Here is a 12668-nt window from a genome sequence, read left to right as displayed (position 1 = left end):
CTGTGGATCAACCGCGAGTGTGGATCGCACCGCCCGGCAGCATCATCGACGACGGCCTCAACTACCCCGAACCCGAGGTCACCGCCGCCGGCATCCTCGAAGCGTGGCGACGGCTTCAGCCGCGCGTCACCGTCTTCTGCCCGCCCGCCGACGTCGAGAGCGTCACCGCCTGGTGCGAGAACCACCCGGACGTGCGGGTGATCGGGCACAAGCTGGTGCCCGAGGGCGAGATCTGGATGTTCAAGGACCAGCCGTTCACGATCGACGTACTGGAGGGGCGCCTGTGAACCGTCTGCGCCGCCTCTTCCACCGCCACCGCTGGACCGCAAAGTCGGTAGCCCACGGCGAATACGCCATCGTGCCCGGCCCGGCCACCATCATCCTCACCGTCTGCGACTGCGGCGAACACCGCACCCAAACCATGGACGGCCACTGGCCCGCCAAGCTGTTCCTGCCGCCCGCCAACGAACAGGCACGCCGATGACCGCTCTCTGGGTCAGCATCGCCCTGCTGGTTTGCGCGGTCGGACATCTGGTGAGCGGACGCCTCATCTTTCTGCTCAACCACCGCGAGCAAACGTTCAAGACGATCGACTTCGTCATTCTCGGCGCGATCGCTCTCGCCGCCCTCCTTGCGGCGTACGCCGTACCGTCTCTGATCTTCTACGACCTTGTCAGGGAGGCACACCGATGAGTCGCCCACATCCGTTCGCGCTGCTTGTACCCGAGTCGTGGCGCCGGGCGCACCGCGCGTTCGCCGACATCCTCGGCTACTTCTGGACACCCTGCCCGCTCTGCGGCCGAGAGTTCGGCGGCCACGAATGGCGCGACACCAACGGCATGATCGCCGCCACCCCGAAACCAGACGGCACCGGCGACACCGCGATCTGCCCTACTTGCACCCGCGCCGGACGCGGCCAGCGACTGCCGTACATCACGTTCACCGAGGGGGAATAGCACCGTGCCGATCAGCCCCGACTCGTGCCCCGGAAAATGCAACCGCCGCTACCGGGAAGCCTGGACAGACTACGACCTGGCCGCCGCCGAACACGTCGAGGCGATCCTCAAATGGGTCGCCGCCCGGCCCGAAGAGCGCGGCCCGAAACCGGAACCACCCGCGCCCCCGACAGTGCCGTACGCGGTTGCCGCCCCAGCCTGGTGTGGACGCTGCTGCCGCACCATCCGCGTCGCCCTGGCCGAGCTCGACGACACCGCCGCCCTTCTCTCCGCCGCCGTAGACGGGCATCGCGGCGCGGCCCTGGCCGGCCCGAACGGCGCGTCCGCTCCCGACCATAAGACGATCATCGACACGTTGGACGAGGCGTTCGGGTTCCTGGTCGAAGTCGAAGACCAGTGGCGGGAAGCCCGCCGCTATCCGGCCCGGCCGCGTCGGGCGCGCGGCGCGCACGCCCGGGCTGTCACCGTCGGCTGGCTGCTCGACCAGTTGGACGACATCCTTCTCCATTCGGGCAGCGTCGAGTTCGGGTTGGGGGTGCTCAGGTGGCAGCGCCGTCTGCGCGTCATGGCGAAGGCGGATCCGGTGGCGAAGGGGTCGCCGATCCGCTGCCCGCGCTGTAAGGAACGGCAGGTGTCGAGGCGTGATGACGGCTACTTCGAGTGTGTGTGCGGCCGGCTGCTCACCCAGCAGGAGCATGACCGGGAGTACGCCGAGCAGGCGGACGAGCACGACCATCAGCGGCAGGAGGTGGGTGCGTGAGCCACCTTCCGCCGTTCTCCGGCGACGACCCGACCTGCCCGAAGTGCGGCAACGTGGGCGCGTCTTCGACGTTCAGCGAGCGCAACCCGCGTAACGGGCTGTGGGGTGACCGGCTGGTGCGGGTGTGCCTGCGCTGCGGCTACTCGTGGGATGAGTCGACCGTGGACCAGGATCAAGAGGACGGCCAGGGGGTTGGGGCATGATCGAGTCCGATGAGGGGACGCGCCGGGTCGTCGCCAAGCATCTCGCCGAGCGTCAGGGCGTCAGCATGGCCGAGGCGATGGCCAAGGTCGATGATGTGTGCTTGCGGGAGAAGGAGAGCCCTCACCTGCGGGAGGTGGTCGAGGCTGTCGGCGCTGCGTTGCGGCCGGTCATCGACATGATTTCGGCGGTGAAGGCGTCGGGTGATCCGTATTCGGAGGAGTCGGTGGCGGCGGTGATGGTGGTGGGCGGCGATGTGCTGTACGTGGGCGAAGACCCGCCGAACAACTGAAGCGGCCTACCCCCGCAACAGGGCGCCCACCTACCGTGGGACGCGAAGCCAAGACCGAGGGGCGAAGAGACGTGACCTTTACCGACTGGCGCAAGATCCTGAACATGGCCCGCACCCGATCCCGGAACGTGACGGTGTACCTGACCAGTGGAGCCGCATTCAGCGGCATCGTGGTGAGCTTAGACATGGACCTGGTCAGGATGGATGAACACGATCCCGAGACGGGCAAAGTGCGCGAGCACAACTTTGGTCTCGATACCGTCATCGCGATCACGTTCGCGCCGGAGGACTGATGTCTGATCAGCCGCAACTCGACATCCTCGAGCGGATCGACGACGTCATCGCCTGGGACGGCTGCACCGAGGACGCCATGGTGTGGACCGCCGAATCATCCAAGCGGCCCGTCCTGCAGATCGACCCTGAGGCGGCCCAACGCGCCTTCGCCGACCTGGGCCGTCAAGTGCAGGCGTTCGTCGATGCGTTCACGCCGTTCGCCGAGCAGATGCTGCGCGACGTGGGGGCGGTCGTCCAGGCGTTCGCCACGATCGCGAACAGCTCACAGATGCGCGAGCTCGCCGAGGCGCAACAGATCCGCCGGCGGGCGATGAAGACCGAGTACGCCAGACGCAGCCGCAGGAGGGTGAGACGAGGATGAGCAGCATGGGCAACCTTCCCCCAGCCGCCCCGCTCCACCAGCGCGCCGAACAAGAACGGACCCAACGCGGCTGGACCAAAGAAGAACTTGCCCGCCGCGCAGGCATCGGCCGAGTCACCTACAACCGCCTCGCCACCGAACTCCGACCGCCGATCACTCGAACCGTCCACAAGCTGTGCCAGGCGCTCAACATCGACCTCGCTGAAGGGCTGCGCCTCGCTGGCATCACCGAGCCCCGAGGGGTGGCCCAGGCAGAGCATGTTGAGGCGGCCCGGCAGGCGATGGAGCACGCGTATCGGGGGGACCTGACGGGGACGTTGCAGGCGCTCGCCACCATGCAGCCCGAGCAGCTGCGCGAGCTGTCCGCCGCCGCGTCGATGCTGGCGGCCCTGGCCGACGAGGAGCTGAGCACCAGATGAACGACGGAACCCGCGAAGCACACGCCGCAGCACGCTGGTGGGCCAACCACCTCACGGCCGACGGCGACGTACGCACCGGCGACGCCATGCAGGAGATCCTCACCCTCGGTGCCCGTTCCATGTCCACGGCCACAGTGACCGCCGAACAGGTCGAAGCGTTCGCCACACACCTGGAACAGGCGATCCTGGAGATGCTCCGCGACGAGCACGCCAGTTGGGCCAAGGCCGTCGAGACGGAGCCCCACGTCGGGAGCGCGTTCCGACGGCTTGAGGTGGACTACCACCCGGACAGGATCCTGCAAGGCGCGCTCGACGCGGCTGGTATCCAGCGGCGCGCGGGCGGCTGGCTGCCGTTGAAGACGGTGATGAAGGTCGATCCGGGGCGGCTGCGCGTCAAGCTCGGTTACAAGGCGGAGTGGGAAGAGTTGAGCACCGCATGAGGAACTCGATCACCGTCGGCGGCCACGAGGTGGCCGTTGATCAGGGCGAGTACGAGACCTTCGATGACGACGGCAACCTCGTCACCCGCGCGACCGGCCACAGCACCTGGTGGTGCACGTGCGGCGTCAAGGGTGCTGGCCCGAACGTCGAAGCCGTCCGGGAGCTTTGCGACCACCTCGGCATCGACGAGAACGGGGAGCTGATCACCATGACCGACCTTGACGCGCCGCTGGCCGCCGTCGAACGCATCGACTGGACCAAGGTCACGCACGTGGGCGACGAGGAGTACTACCGCGACTGGCTGTGGATCGACGACAAGGTGCACATGGCCGACGACCCCGACGCACATGCGGTCGTCGAGTTCATGCAGCAAGCGCCCGCCGAACTGCGTCGGCTCGCCGCGAGGGTGCGCGAGTTGGAGGTGCGCGACCGTGGCGAGTGATCCCGAACCTGATTTCGATCTCAAAAAGTTTCTGCGCGAAGCCAACCAGTCGGGGCTGCTGTGCTGGCAGTGCATCGACGCGGCGCGACACAGCGGCGAGCAAGAGCCGCAAATCTTCTGGGCGATCACCGTCGTGGACGGGATGGCGCTCTGCTACGGGCACGTCGTCACCAGGCTCCGGAGAGAAGGCCAGCATGACTGAAGGCGACCTGGCCGAAGTCGCCGCGCTCGCCGAAACGCTGCGCGCCACCATGGCCAGCCTGAACATCCGCATCGAGGAGCGCGCCCGCCACCTCGCCGCCAACGCCGACCTGCTGCTGCAGGCGCAGCGGATGGGGCAGTCCCTGCGCAACGACCTGATCGCTCGGGCTCCTGAGGAGGCGTACGACTTCCTGGTGGGCGTTCCTGCGGAGGTGTGGACGTCGAGCGGCGCATATCTGCTGTCGGACATGTACGCCGAGATCGCTAGGCGGGAGAGGGGGAAGGTTGAGCAGCGTGGATGACCTGTCCGCGTTCCTGAAGGTGCGCTGGCGCGAGACAGCCGAGCAGGCGAGCATGCTCCGCACCTTGTCGAAGCTCGTGTCCGCCAGCACAGGGACGCATCTGGTCGGGATCGCCGACGGCATGGACCGCGACCTGGAAGCCAAGCAGCGCATCCTCGACGAGTATGTCGAGGCCAGCGCCTACTACGGGCAGAACACCGCGCCAGCAGGCGAACTGCACGGGCTGCTCACGGCGGTCAAGTTGCTGGCCACGCCGTACGCCGACATGGACGGATATCGGGAAGAGTGGAAAGCCGTAAGCGTCCGCACGGCCCATACTGGGGCGATGGCGTGGGAATGGGTCGCACCCGTGGCAACCGGGCTGACCGGTATCGCCGGAGCCGCATTCACATGGTGGGCCGGGCACCAGGGCCGTCGGCACGCCGAGACGGTGGCCATACAGACCACGTCCGCGTCTCTCGACCAAGCCAGGGAAGCCCGCCGCGCAGACGCCTACCTCGACATTCTCAGGTCCGTCTACGCCGTCACCGGGGTAGTCAACTACACCACAGCCGTCATCCACGTTCAGCAGCCGGAGGATTCGCCGTTCCCCTCGCCGGACGAGCAGGTGGCCGCCCGCGCGAAGGTCGCGCTCTACGGCACGCGGAAGACACGCGAACTGCACGAGGAATGGAATGGGCACGTTCAGACGCTCATCAAGAACCACAAGTGGCTCAGGCGGAACGAGGACGAGGACCCTCGAGGCAAAAGCCGCGCCGAGGTCAGGCAAGAGCAGGACACCAAGCGTGCAGCCATGCGAGCGGCAGCCGATCGACTCACTGAGCAAATGAATCTAGAACTGGTGGCGCGCCCGAACGCGTCATTGATCGACCCTTCGACTTGACACCCTCCTGACCTGCTGTGCCACACTTCACGCAGACAGCACACGAATGCCCTCACGCGACAAGCGGAGGGCATTACTGCTTTACGGGGGTGCACCATGGACCCCGAGCCGATCACCGCCGCAGACGCCGCCCGCCGCCTCGGCAAAGACCCGGCCACCATCCGCTCCTGGGGCAGCCGCTACGGCGCGCGCAAGCTCGGCAGCATCGAACGCCGCACCTACTACGACTGGAACGACCTGGCCACCATCGACGGCTGCATGGCGCGCGGCGAAAACGTGCCCGACACGGCAGAAGGCCGCGACCGGCTGCGCGACACACTCCGCACCCGCTGGCAGAACGCCGCCTAACCACTCTCCCCCACCTGGCGGATCCCGGCCGGACTGTAGCCGAACCAGCCCATATACAGCCTGGCCGGCGCCGCATACCAGGAGATGAAACACTCCAACCCGGCCGCCCCCTGATGCCAAGCTTCCAGCACGGCGGCATGCCACCGCCCGTCATCGCACAACACCTCAACAGGCTGGCGCGGTTTCACGCTGCGCTGCGGCCCGCCCTCATCCAACAGGGCGGCGCGCAGCATCGGGCGCGGGTTCTGATGCCACATCGTGCAGGTACCGGGCGTCACCACCATCCCACCATTCTCGTACATCTGTTCGGCTGCAGTCGAGGCGGGGGTGACGATGTGGCCACCGTCCGCCTCTACCTCACCCCCGAAGAAGCCCAACTCGCCGCCACCGCGTTCCCCCAGTTCAAAGTGAACCAGGGCACCAACTTCCCGGTCAGCGGGCTCGCCTACGACGGCGCCGGATCCTCCGCCGAACGCGCCTACTGGAAATTCGAGCCAGCCGCCTACGGCTCCGGCAACATCACCTGCGACATCGTCTTCTACAACGACTCCTCCACCGCCGGCGCATGCGTGTGGGAAGCCGCGCTCGCCGCGATCACCCCGGAAACCGACAGCCAGGACGTCGAAACCAAAGCGTTCGCCACCGCCCAGCAGGTCACCAAAACCCACCCGGGCACCACCGCGCAACGGCTGCAACGCGCCACCATCACCATCACCAACCTCGACGCGGTCGCCGCCGGAGACGAGGCGTGGCTCCGCATCTCCCGGCTGCCCGGCGACGCCGGCGACACCTCCACCGCCGACGTGATCCTCACCAGCGTCCGGCTCTCCTACTCCGACACCTAGGAGGACCCTGGTGGCGGTGCGTTTCGACGCGTCAGGAGAGCACTACACGCGGGCGATCACCCTCGGATCGGTGACGGACTGGTCGGCGTGCTGCTGGGCCAAACTCGCCGTCGACCGGACAGTCGCCTCCATCATCTGGCAGATCGACGACGGCAGCGGCACCAGCTACCTGCGCGTCTCCGCCTGGAACGGCACCGCCCTCGCCTTCCAGACGCAATCATCGGCATGGTTCGGGCTGATGGGCCACACCCTCGCCGCCGACCAGTGGGTGTTCATCGGCCTGTCCGCCACAACCAACCCAGGTCTGGCGCGGGTCCGCATCCGAACCGCAGGAACGGCCACGTTCATCGGCGGCACACCCAGCCAATCGAACGTCACCGTCTCCGCCAACACGATCAGGCTCGGCAACACGGCCGCCAGCGACTGGTTCAACGGATCCATCTGCGGCGTCCGCATGTGGGATGCCGCCCTCACCGCCGAAGAACTCGAAAAAGAATCCTGGACCTACCAGCCGCAACGCACCTCCAACCTGCGCGTCTGGTATCCGCTGCTGGCCCCCTCCACGGTCGACTACAGCGGCGGCGGGCAAACCCTGTCCGGCGGCACCGGAGCGGCGCAGGACGACGGGCCGCCGATCGCTTGGAGCACCGCCCGCCACCGCATCGTCATCCCGGCCGCGCTGCCGCCCGTCACCGGCGACCTCGCCGGCGTGCTGCCCGCTGCGACTGCGACCACAACCGGCATGGTCAGAGTGTCCGGGACGCTCATCGGGGTCGCCCCCGCTGCTGCGGCGAGTCTGGCCGGCGACGTCGACACCAACCACCTTGCCGGGATTCTGCCCGCCGCGACCGCCGCCATGGCCGGCACGGTCAAAGTGTCGGCGGCCGCGGCCGGCGTTCTACCTGCCGCGGCCGGACTGTTCGCCGGCGAGGTGGAGATTCCGGCCAACGACATCACCGTTACGGCGTCGGAGCCTGTGCGCGGATGGGCGGCGGCGGAGGGCCCCACGTGGGGCGCCGGCGCCGGCCGCCGCGGCTGGACTGCCGGGCCGCCGACCACCTGACAGCCGAGGGGGTGCGACGCGGTGTTGACGATCCCCAGCCTGTCGGTCGAATACGTGAAAATCCCGATCGTCGACGGCCCGGCCAATCTGACCTCGTTGACGGTGCAGATGGCGGTCATCCCGCAAGGCCAGGACCCGGTTTCCGGGGATTGGAAAGCAGCCACCTGGGTCGGCCCGTCGGCGGCCGTGCTGGTCGGCCCGGCCACCCCGCTGCCGCTCGCCAAAGGCGTCACGTACGGCATCTGGGTGAAGATCACATCGTCGCCTGAGGTGCCCGTGCTTGGCCCGTTCGACCTGCACATCAGCTAAGGAAAGGGGCGGGCCGATGGCGTTCAGGATCCCCACCAGCGTGCGCAACGCAGCCGCCGACGCCATCGTCGACGCCCTCGACGCCGGCGTCGGCGCCGCCACCATCGAAGTGCGGTCCGGTTCCCAGCCGGCCAGCGCCAACGACGCCGCGGGCGGCACGGTGCTCGCCACGTTCACCCTGGCGGATCCGGCGTTCGGTGCTGCTACCGGCGGAGTCGCCGCCCTGCTGCTCACCCCGCGCTCCACCACCGGCAGCGCAGCCGGTACGGCCGGATGGTTCCGCGCCAAGGACTCCACCGGCGCCACAGTGTTCGACGGCTCGGTCGGCACGTCCGGCGCCGACATGAACCTCAACACGCTCACGATCTCTGTCGGGGTGGCGGTCGACCTGGTGTCCGGCACCGTCACCATGCCCGCCGGATAACCCCCGCCCCTTCTCTCCCCACTTGTGCGGCACGCGTCCGCGAACCCCATCGGAGGTACACCGTGCCGTTCAACGACCTCGGCAAAAACAGCAGCCTCAAGTCGGGGACGGGCGGCGGCGTCGCGTCGATCATCACCCACATCGGCGTGCACACGCTCACCGACCCTGGGACCGGCACGAACGCCAACGCCGGCGAAGCCACCGGCGGCTCCCCCGCCTACGCCCGGCAGGCGGTCACGTTCGGCACCCCGGCCAGCGGCCAAGTCGCCAACACCGGCGCGCTCACCTTCGACGTGCCCGCCGGCACCTACGGCTTCCTCACGTTCTGGAACACCGGCGGCACCGGCAACACCAACAACTTTCTCGGCTACGCCCCCATCAACGGCACCGTGAAAGGGTTCGGCACCGTCGACACCGCCGGGGTGACCGCGGACGCCATCCAGTCCGCCGGGCACGGCCTCGTCGACGGCGACCGGGTGATGCTGTTCAACGTGTTCGCCGAATCCCTCCCGGCAGGGTTGACCGAAGGCGTCATCTACCACGTGGTCACCGCGGCGACGGACACGTTCGAAGTGTCGCTCACCAGTGGCGGCGCGTCGGTCAACATCACCGGCAGCGGCGAACTGTTCTTCCAGAAGGTGATCCCGGAAACGTTCGGCAGTCAGGGCCAGATCACGGTCGCGGTGGGCGCGCTCGTGCTCGACGCCACCGGCATCTGACCGCTCATGGCTGCGCCCGTCTTCGAGGCGGCCGGCACGTATCTGGCGCAGGAGACCGCGTCGCCCGCAGTGACCGTGCCGTCCGGGACGGCGGCCGGGAAGCTGGTGGCCGTCTCCATGTTCGTGGACGGCGCCGCCCTTACACCTACACCGGACGCAGGTTTCGCGGATGCGGAGGGGGCACCGTCGCAGATCGCGGCGGGCTCCGGCGCCCACTCGCTGTTCGTGTGGGTGAAAAGGCTGACCGGGGCCGACGCCGGCACCTACACATTCGCCCTCGGGGCGTCCCGCTACGTGGAAGCCGTCGCCACCCTGTACAGCCCCGTGGTGGCTGCGGGCACACCGTTCGACTCGCCGACCGACACCGCCACCGACATCGCCAGCAACACCGTGACGCCTGCTGTCGACGTGACCACGCTGGGCCCGGACCGGCTGGTCGTGTGGGCGGCGACGAACTGGTCCGGCGGCACCTGGACTGCGCCTGCCAGCCCGGCCGGCTTCGTGAAGCGGGCGCAGGGCGGCTTCGGCCTCGTCACCATCTGCGACGCCCCGTTCCCCACGGAAGGCAGCACCGGTCCTGTGACCGGATCATGTACCGGCTCCGACAAACGCTGCGTGTGGATGGGCGCCCTGGTCGGCACCACCAGCGCCGCCGTCCCCGGCCCGCCGCTTGTTCGCCGCCCCTTGATGGGTGCGCTACTCCAGTTGTGAGGGGGACGTGATGGGTGCGCAGCGGGACGTGTACACGGTCGTCTTCGACCAGCAGACGGTGGCGGCAGCCAGCGGCGACCACGACTTTTTCGAGATCACCCCCGCCGACGACCGGCCCGTCGAACTCGTCGCCGTGTGGATCACCTGCAAGTCGGAGCTCGGCGACGCCCAAGAGGAGCAGATTGCCTGGTCGGTCGTCACCGACAACGCCACCACCGGCAACGGCACCACCGCCACTCCGCGCCCGCTCGACCCGCGGGCCGGCGCGGCCGGGTTCACCGCCGAAACCGTCGCCTCCACCCCCGCCACGGTCGGAACGCCGCTCACGGTGATCGCCGACTGCTTCAACGTGCGTGGGGGCCTGCACGAGATTTTCCCGGACGCGATGCGCCCCCGCGCCGACCAGGCAGACGCGATGCTGTGCGTCCGCCTGTTGACCGCGCTGGCGGATGACGCCGTGTTCTCGGGCACGCTGTGGGTTCGAGAGCTGTGATGGCTGATGCCGCTGTTCGGGCCGGCCTCCACGCTGCCGCGCCGTACCCGCCGCCTCGTCTGGACGTTCGCGGAGGGTGTCGTGGCCGATAGCGCAGTCCCGATCACGCCCGGCAGCGGCGCGAACATCGACACCTTCCAGATCACGGGCGGCGACCACCAACAGATCGTCCGCGAAGCCCGCGCCACCGCGATCACCACCAACACGTGGACGGTCAGCACGACCGCGTCGACCAGCCAGATCGCCGCCGACGCGGGGAGGGTCACCGTCGTCATGGTGTCCCTCGCCCCCACCCGCGTCTTTCTGCGGTTCGACTCGACCGCGCCCACCGCCGCGGCCCACCACTGGTATCTGGACCCGGGCGACCGGTACGAAGTCCCGCCCGAGCTGGCCACGCTGGCGATCAGCATGCTCGGACAGTCCGCCGGCGGCACCATCCTGTCCACCCTGGCCACGGCTAGCTGACATGGGCGTCTTCCCTCGCACCCTGTACTCGAATCCGGACATGTGGAACACGGCCGGGCACAGCTACCTCGCCTTCACCGGCGGGTCGGTGGATCAGACCGGCCGGTTCGACGCCATCTTCCGGGCCATGCTCGACATCGAGTACACCAACTGGCGCAACAGGGCCGTCTCCGGCGCCCAGCTGATTCTGCAGGGCCGCAAACTCGGGGGGTTCGGCCGGCTGTTCCAGGAGTGCGGCAAAAACACGGGCCGCGGCGCCCCATACACCGCCGATGGCGGCGCGCTGCTCATGTGCTACGGCATCAACGACCTGGGCGGGAACGGCACCGGGCCGTCCACGTTCGCAGCGCTGCGCACCAACTTCATCCACACGATGCGGGCGTGCATCTCGCTGTGGCGGGCGGCCCGCGTCTGGGATAACACCGCCGCGTCCGGCATCGCCTATGGCGCCGGGTTCACGCAGGTCAACGGCACCTCGGAATGGAGTCTCGGGAACAGCACGCACACCGCGACGGCGCTGACCAACGCCAACCTGACGATTACCCTCCCGGCGGATTACGCCGGTGAAGTGGTGGCGGTCTGCTTCGACGGGCAGTCCACCAATGGCGGGACGGTGACGTTCGGCGGGACCGCCGGGGTGACCGGCACCTTCAGCGTCTCCAACATCAACAACGTGCTGTTCAACCACTCCAAGTGCGTCCGCCGGATCACGAACCTGACCTCCGCCAACGCCGGGCAGACCATTACCGTCACGGTGACGGCGCTCGACGCAGGCGGTTCCGTATCCTTCGATGCGTGGTGGCTGGAAGCCAAAGCCGCCCCGCCGATCATCGTCTGTAACGTGGCCCGGCTTACCGCCACCGGATACGCCATCTACAGCAACTGGACTGGCAGCGAGGCCGCCAAGGACCAGGAAGTGCTGGACCTCAACAGCGACATCGTCGCGCTGGCCGCCGAGTTCGACGCCATGGTACAGATCGCCGACCTCGACGGTGCGATCAACAAGAACGCCGCCTACCTGTGGGACGGCCTGCACCCCAACGAGCTCGGCGCGGCCCGCTGCGCCGACGCCTGCATGACGGCGCTGCGCCGCATGACGCCCACCACCGAGTACGGCATCGCCGCAAACTTCAACCCGCCGTCCCCTCGGCAAGGCGCGGTGATCCGCAACCGGATCACCGGCATCTGGTACGCGCCGGAGCACACCTCGCAGGGCACCGCCGGGGTGATGACGGTCCAAACCCAGTACTGGCTGCCGTGGATCATCTCTCAGGGGCGGGAACGCTACATCCAGATCGGCATCCCCGTCACCACGGGCGGCACCACCGGCGACACGATCCGGTGGGGCATTTATGACGACGTCGGATGGCTCGGCTACCCGCAAACCCTCGTCACCGAAGTCACGAGCGGCGGCGTGTTCACGATCCCGCCGACCGCGGGCGTCATCGCCGCCTCACCAACCGGCGGGGCGGGAAGCCTCAACATCACCCTTGACCCTGGCCTGTACTGGCTGTCGATCAAGTGCATCACCCACCCCGGCACCCAGGCCGTCGCCAAGCTCAACGGGCCGTCAGCGTTCCAGCTGCCGAACGTCAACCAGACGACCGGCCTTGTCCTGCTCGGCTGCGGCTACCAGCTCGCCTCGCAGGGCACTGGCGCGCTTGCCGATGTCGCCCCGGCTCTGACGCCTGCGAACGTCGCCAATGGGATGCCTGCCCTGATGTTGAAGCTGTTCTAGG

At 68.2% G+C, this 12668-nt stretch carries 26 protein-coding genes; 25 read left to right on the top strand and 1 reads right to left on the bottom strand.

Features of this window, described 5'->3' with window-relative positions; genetic code table 11:
• Window positions 1-2 precede the first annotated feature (2 nt).
• The 16 genes from ACBJ59_RS10790 (at window position 3) to ACBJ59_RS10715 (ending at window position 5900) form a co-directional block, all read left to right on the top strand.
• Entirely contained in the window at window positions 3-287 is a 285-nt protein-coding gene (locus ACBJ59_RS10790; protein WP_375110013.1) for a hypothetical protein, read from the top strand.
• A complete protein-coding gene (locus tag ACBJ59_RS10785; RefSeq protein WP_375110012.1) occupies window positions 284-484 on the top strand; it encodes a hypothetical protein in 201 nt (66 codons plus the stop codon). Before ACBJ59_RS10790 ends, ACBJ59_RS10785 begins: the two co-directional genes overlap by 4 nt.
• Window positions 481-693 (top strand): hypothetical protein, encoded by a 213-nt coding sequence (locus tag ACBJ59_RS10780; RefSeq protein WP_375110011.1) that lies wholly within the window; start codon window positions 481-483, stop codon window positions 691-693. Before ACBJ59_RS10785 ends, ACBJ59_RS10780 begins: the two co-directional genes overlap by 4 nt.
• Window positions 690-956, top strand: a complete 267-nt coding sequence (locus tag ACBJ59_RS10775; RefSeq protein WP_375110010.1) for a hypothetical protein — start codon at window positions 690-692, stop codon at window positions 954-956. The genes ACBJ59_RS10780 and ACBJ59_RS10775 overlap by 4 nt, the downstream gene beginning before the upstream one ends.
• Before the next feature lie 4 nt (window positions 957-960).
• Window positions 961-1716, top strand: a complete 756-nt coding sequence (locus ACBJ59_RS10770) for a hypothetical protein (RefSeq protein ID WP_375110009.1) — start codon at window positions 961-963, stop codon at window positions 1714-1716.
• Window positions 1713-1919: a hypothetical protein gene (locus ACBJ59_RS10765; RefSeq protein WP_375110008.1), complete on the top strand. Its 207-nt coding sequence runs from the start codon at window positions 1713-1715 to the stop codon at window positions 1917-1919. The genes ACBJ59_RS10770 and ACBJ59_RS10765 overlap by 4 nt, the downstream gene beginning before the upstream one ends.
• Window positions 1916-2209: a hypothetical protein gene (locus ACBJ59_RS10760; protein ID WP_375110007.1), complete on the top strand. Its 294-nt coding sequence runs from the start codon at window positions 1916-1918 to the stop codon at window positions 2207-2209. The genes ACBJ59_RS10765 and ACBJ59_RS10760 overlap by 4 nt, the downstream gene beginning before the upstream one ends.
• A gap of 71 nt (window positions 2210-2280) precedes the next feature.
• A complete protein-coding gene (locus ACBJ59_RS10755; RefSeq protein WP_375110006.1) occupies window positions 2281-2502 on the top strand; it encodes a hypothetical protein in 222 nt (73 codons plus the stop codon).
• Complete coding sequence (locus ACBJ59_RS10750) at window positions 2502-2864, top strand: hypothetical protein (protein ID WP_375110005.1); 363 nt, start codon at window positions 2502-2504, stop codon at window positions 2862-2864. The genes ACBJ59_RS10755 and ACBJ59_RS10750 overlap by 1 nt, the downstream gene beginning before the upstream one ends.
• Window positions 2865-2869: 5 nt before the next feature.
• Complete coding sequence (locus tag ACBJ59_RS10745) at window positions 2870-3283, top strand: helix-turn-helix domain-containing protein (protein WP_375110004.1); 414 nt, start codon at window positions 2870-2872, stop codon at window positions 3281-3283.
• Complete coding sequence (locus tag ACBJ59_RS10740) at window positions 3280-3723, top strand: hypothetical protein (RefSeq protein ID WP_375110003.1); 444 nt, start codon at window positions 3280-3282, stop codon at window positions 3721-3723. Before ACBJ59_RS10745 ends, ACBJ59_RS10740 begins: the two co-directional genes overlap by 4 nt.
• Window positions 3720-4166: a hypothetical protein gene (locus ACBJ59_RS10735; RefSeq protein WP_375110002.1), complete on the top strand. Its 447-nt coding sequence runs from the start codon at window positions 3720-3722 to the stop codon at window positions 4164-4166. The genes ACBJ59_RS10740 and ACBJ59_RS10735 overlap by 4 nt, the downstream gene beginning before the upstream one ends.
• Window positions 4156-4368: a hypothetical protein gene (locus ACBJ59_RS10730; RefSeq protein ID WP_375110001.1), complete on the top strand. Its 213-nt coding sequence runs from the start codon at window positions 4156-4158 to the stop codon at window positions 4366-4368. The genes ACBJ59_RS10735 and ACBJ59_RS10730 overlap by 11 nt, the downstream gene beginning before the upstream one ends.
• Window positions 4361-4669 carry a hypothetical protein gene (locus ACBJ59_RS10725; RefSeq protein ID WP_375110000.1) on the top strand — a complete coding sequence of 103 codons (309 nt, stop codon included), beginning with the start codon at window positions 4361-4363 and terminating at the stop codon, window positions 4667-4669. The genes ACBJ59_RS10730 and ACBJ59_RS10725 overlap by 8 nt, the downstream gene beginning before the upstream one ends.
• Entirely contained in the window at window positions 4662-5552 is an 891-nt protein-coding gene (locus tag ACBJ59_RS10720) for a DUF6221 family protein (RefSeq protein ID WP_375109999.1), read from the top strand. Before ACBJ59_RS10725 ends, ACBJ59_RS10720 begins: the two co-directional genes overlap by 8 nt.
• Before the next feature lie 96 nt (window positions 5553-5648).
• Complete coding sequence (locus ACBJ59_RS10715; RefSeq protein WP_375109998.1) at window positions 5649-5900, top strand: hypothetical protein; 252 nt, start codon at window positions 5649-5651, stop codon at window positions 5898-5900.
• Here the strand turns inward: ACBJ59_RS10715 and ACBJ59_RS10710 are convergent.
• Window positions 5897-6184, bottom strand: coding sequence for a hypothetical protein (locus tag ACBJ59_RS10710; protein ID WP_375109997.1), 288 nt, complete (start codon window positions 6182-6184; stop codon window positions 5897-5899). The genes ACBJ59_RS10715 and ACBJ59_RS10710 overlap by 4 nt on opposite strands.
• Window positions 6185-6235: 51 nt before the next feature.
• Here ACBJ59_RS10710 and ACBJ59_RS10705 point away from each other — a divergent pair, with 51 nt between their 5' ends.
• The 9 genes from ACBJ59_RS10705 (at window position 6236) to ACBJ59_RS10665 (ending at window position 12667) form a co-directional block, all read left to right on the top strand.
• Entirely contained in the window at window positions 6236-6745 is a 510-nt protein-coding gene (locus tag ACBJ59_RS10705) for a hypothetical protein (protein ID WP_375109996.1), read from the top strand.
• A 10-nt stretch (window positions 6746-6755) separates the two neighbouring features.
• Window positions 6756-7808 (top strand): LamG-like jellyroll fold domain-containing protein, encoded by a 1053-nt coding sequence (locus ACBJ59_RS10700; protein ID WP_375109995.1) that lies wholly within the window; start codon window positions 6756-6758, stop codon window positions 7806-7808.
• Between the two features lie 21 nt (window positions 7809-7829).
• Window positions 7830-8117 carry a hypothetical protein gene (locus tag ACBJ59_RS10695; protein WP_375109994.1) on the top strand — a complete coding sequence of 96 codons (288 nt, stop codon included), beginning with the start codon at window positions 7830-7832 and terminating at the stop codon, window positions 8115-8117.
• Window positions 8118-8133: 16 nt separating this feature from the next.
• Window positions 8134-8541, top strand: coding sequence for a hypothetical protein (locus ACBJ59_RS10690; protein WP_375109993.1), 408 nt, complete (start codon window positions 8134-8136; stop codon window positions 8539-8541).
• A 62-nt stretch (window positions 8542-8603) separates the two neighbouring features.
• The gene (locus ACBJ59_RS10685; RefSeq protein WP_375109992.1) at window positions 8604-9260 is read left to right on the top strand and encodes a hypothetical protein; all 657 of its coding nucleotides are present in this window, start codon (window positions 8604-8606) and stop codon (window positions 9258-9260) included.
• Window positions 9261-9266: 6 nt separating this feature from the next.
• Window positions 9267-9971, top strand: a complete 705-nt coding sequence (locus tag ACBJ59_RS10680) for a hypothetical protein (RefSeq protein WP_375109991.1) — start codon at window positions 9267-9269, stop codon at window positions 9969-9971.
• Window positions 9972-9999: 28 nt separating this feature from the next.
• The gene (locus ACBJ59_RS10675; protein ID WP_375109990.1) at window positions 10000-10464 is read left to right on the top strand and encodes a hypothetical protein; all 465 of its coding nucleotides are present in this window, start codon (window positions 10000-10002) and stop codon (window positions 10462-10464) included.
• 6 nt (window positions 10465-10470) lie between these two features.
• Complete coding sequence (locus ACBJ59_RS10670) at window positions 10471-10929, top strand: hypothetical protein (protein ID WP_375109989.1); 459 nt, start codon at window positions 10471-10473, stop codon at window positions 10927-10929.
• A 40-nt stretch (window positions 10930-10969) separates the two neighbouring features.
• Window positions 10970-12667, top strand: coding sequence for a hypothetical protein (locus ACBJ59_RS10665; protein WP_375109988.1), 1698 nt, complete (start codon window positions 10970-10972; stop codon window positions 12665-12667).
• The last annotated feature ends 1 nt before the right edge of the window (window position 12668 follow it).

The organism is Nonomuraea sp. MTCD27, from assembly GCF_041950495.1.
Lineage (GTDB): Bacteria > Actinomycetota > Actinomycetes > Streptosporangiales > Streptosporangiaceae > Nonomuraea.
This window is presented reverse-complemented; position numbering and strand designations above follow the sequence as displayed.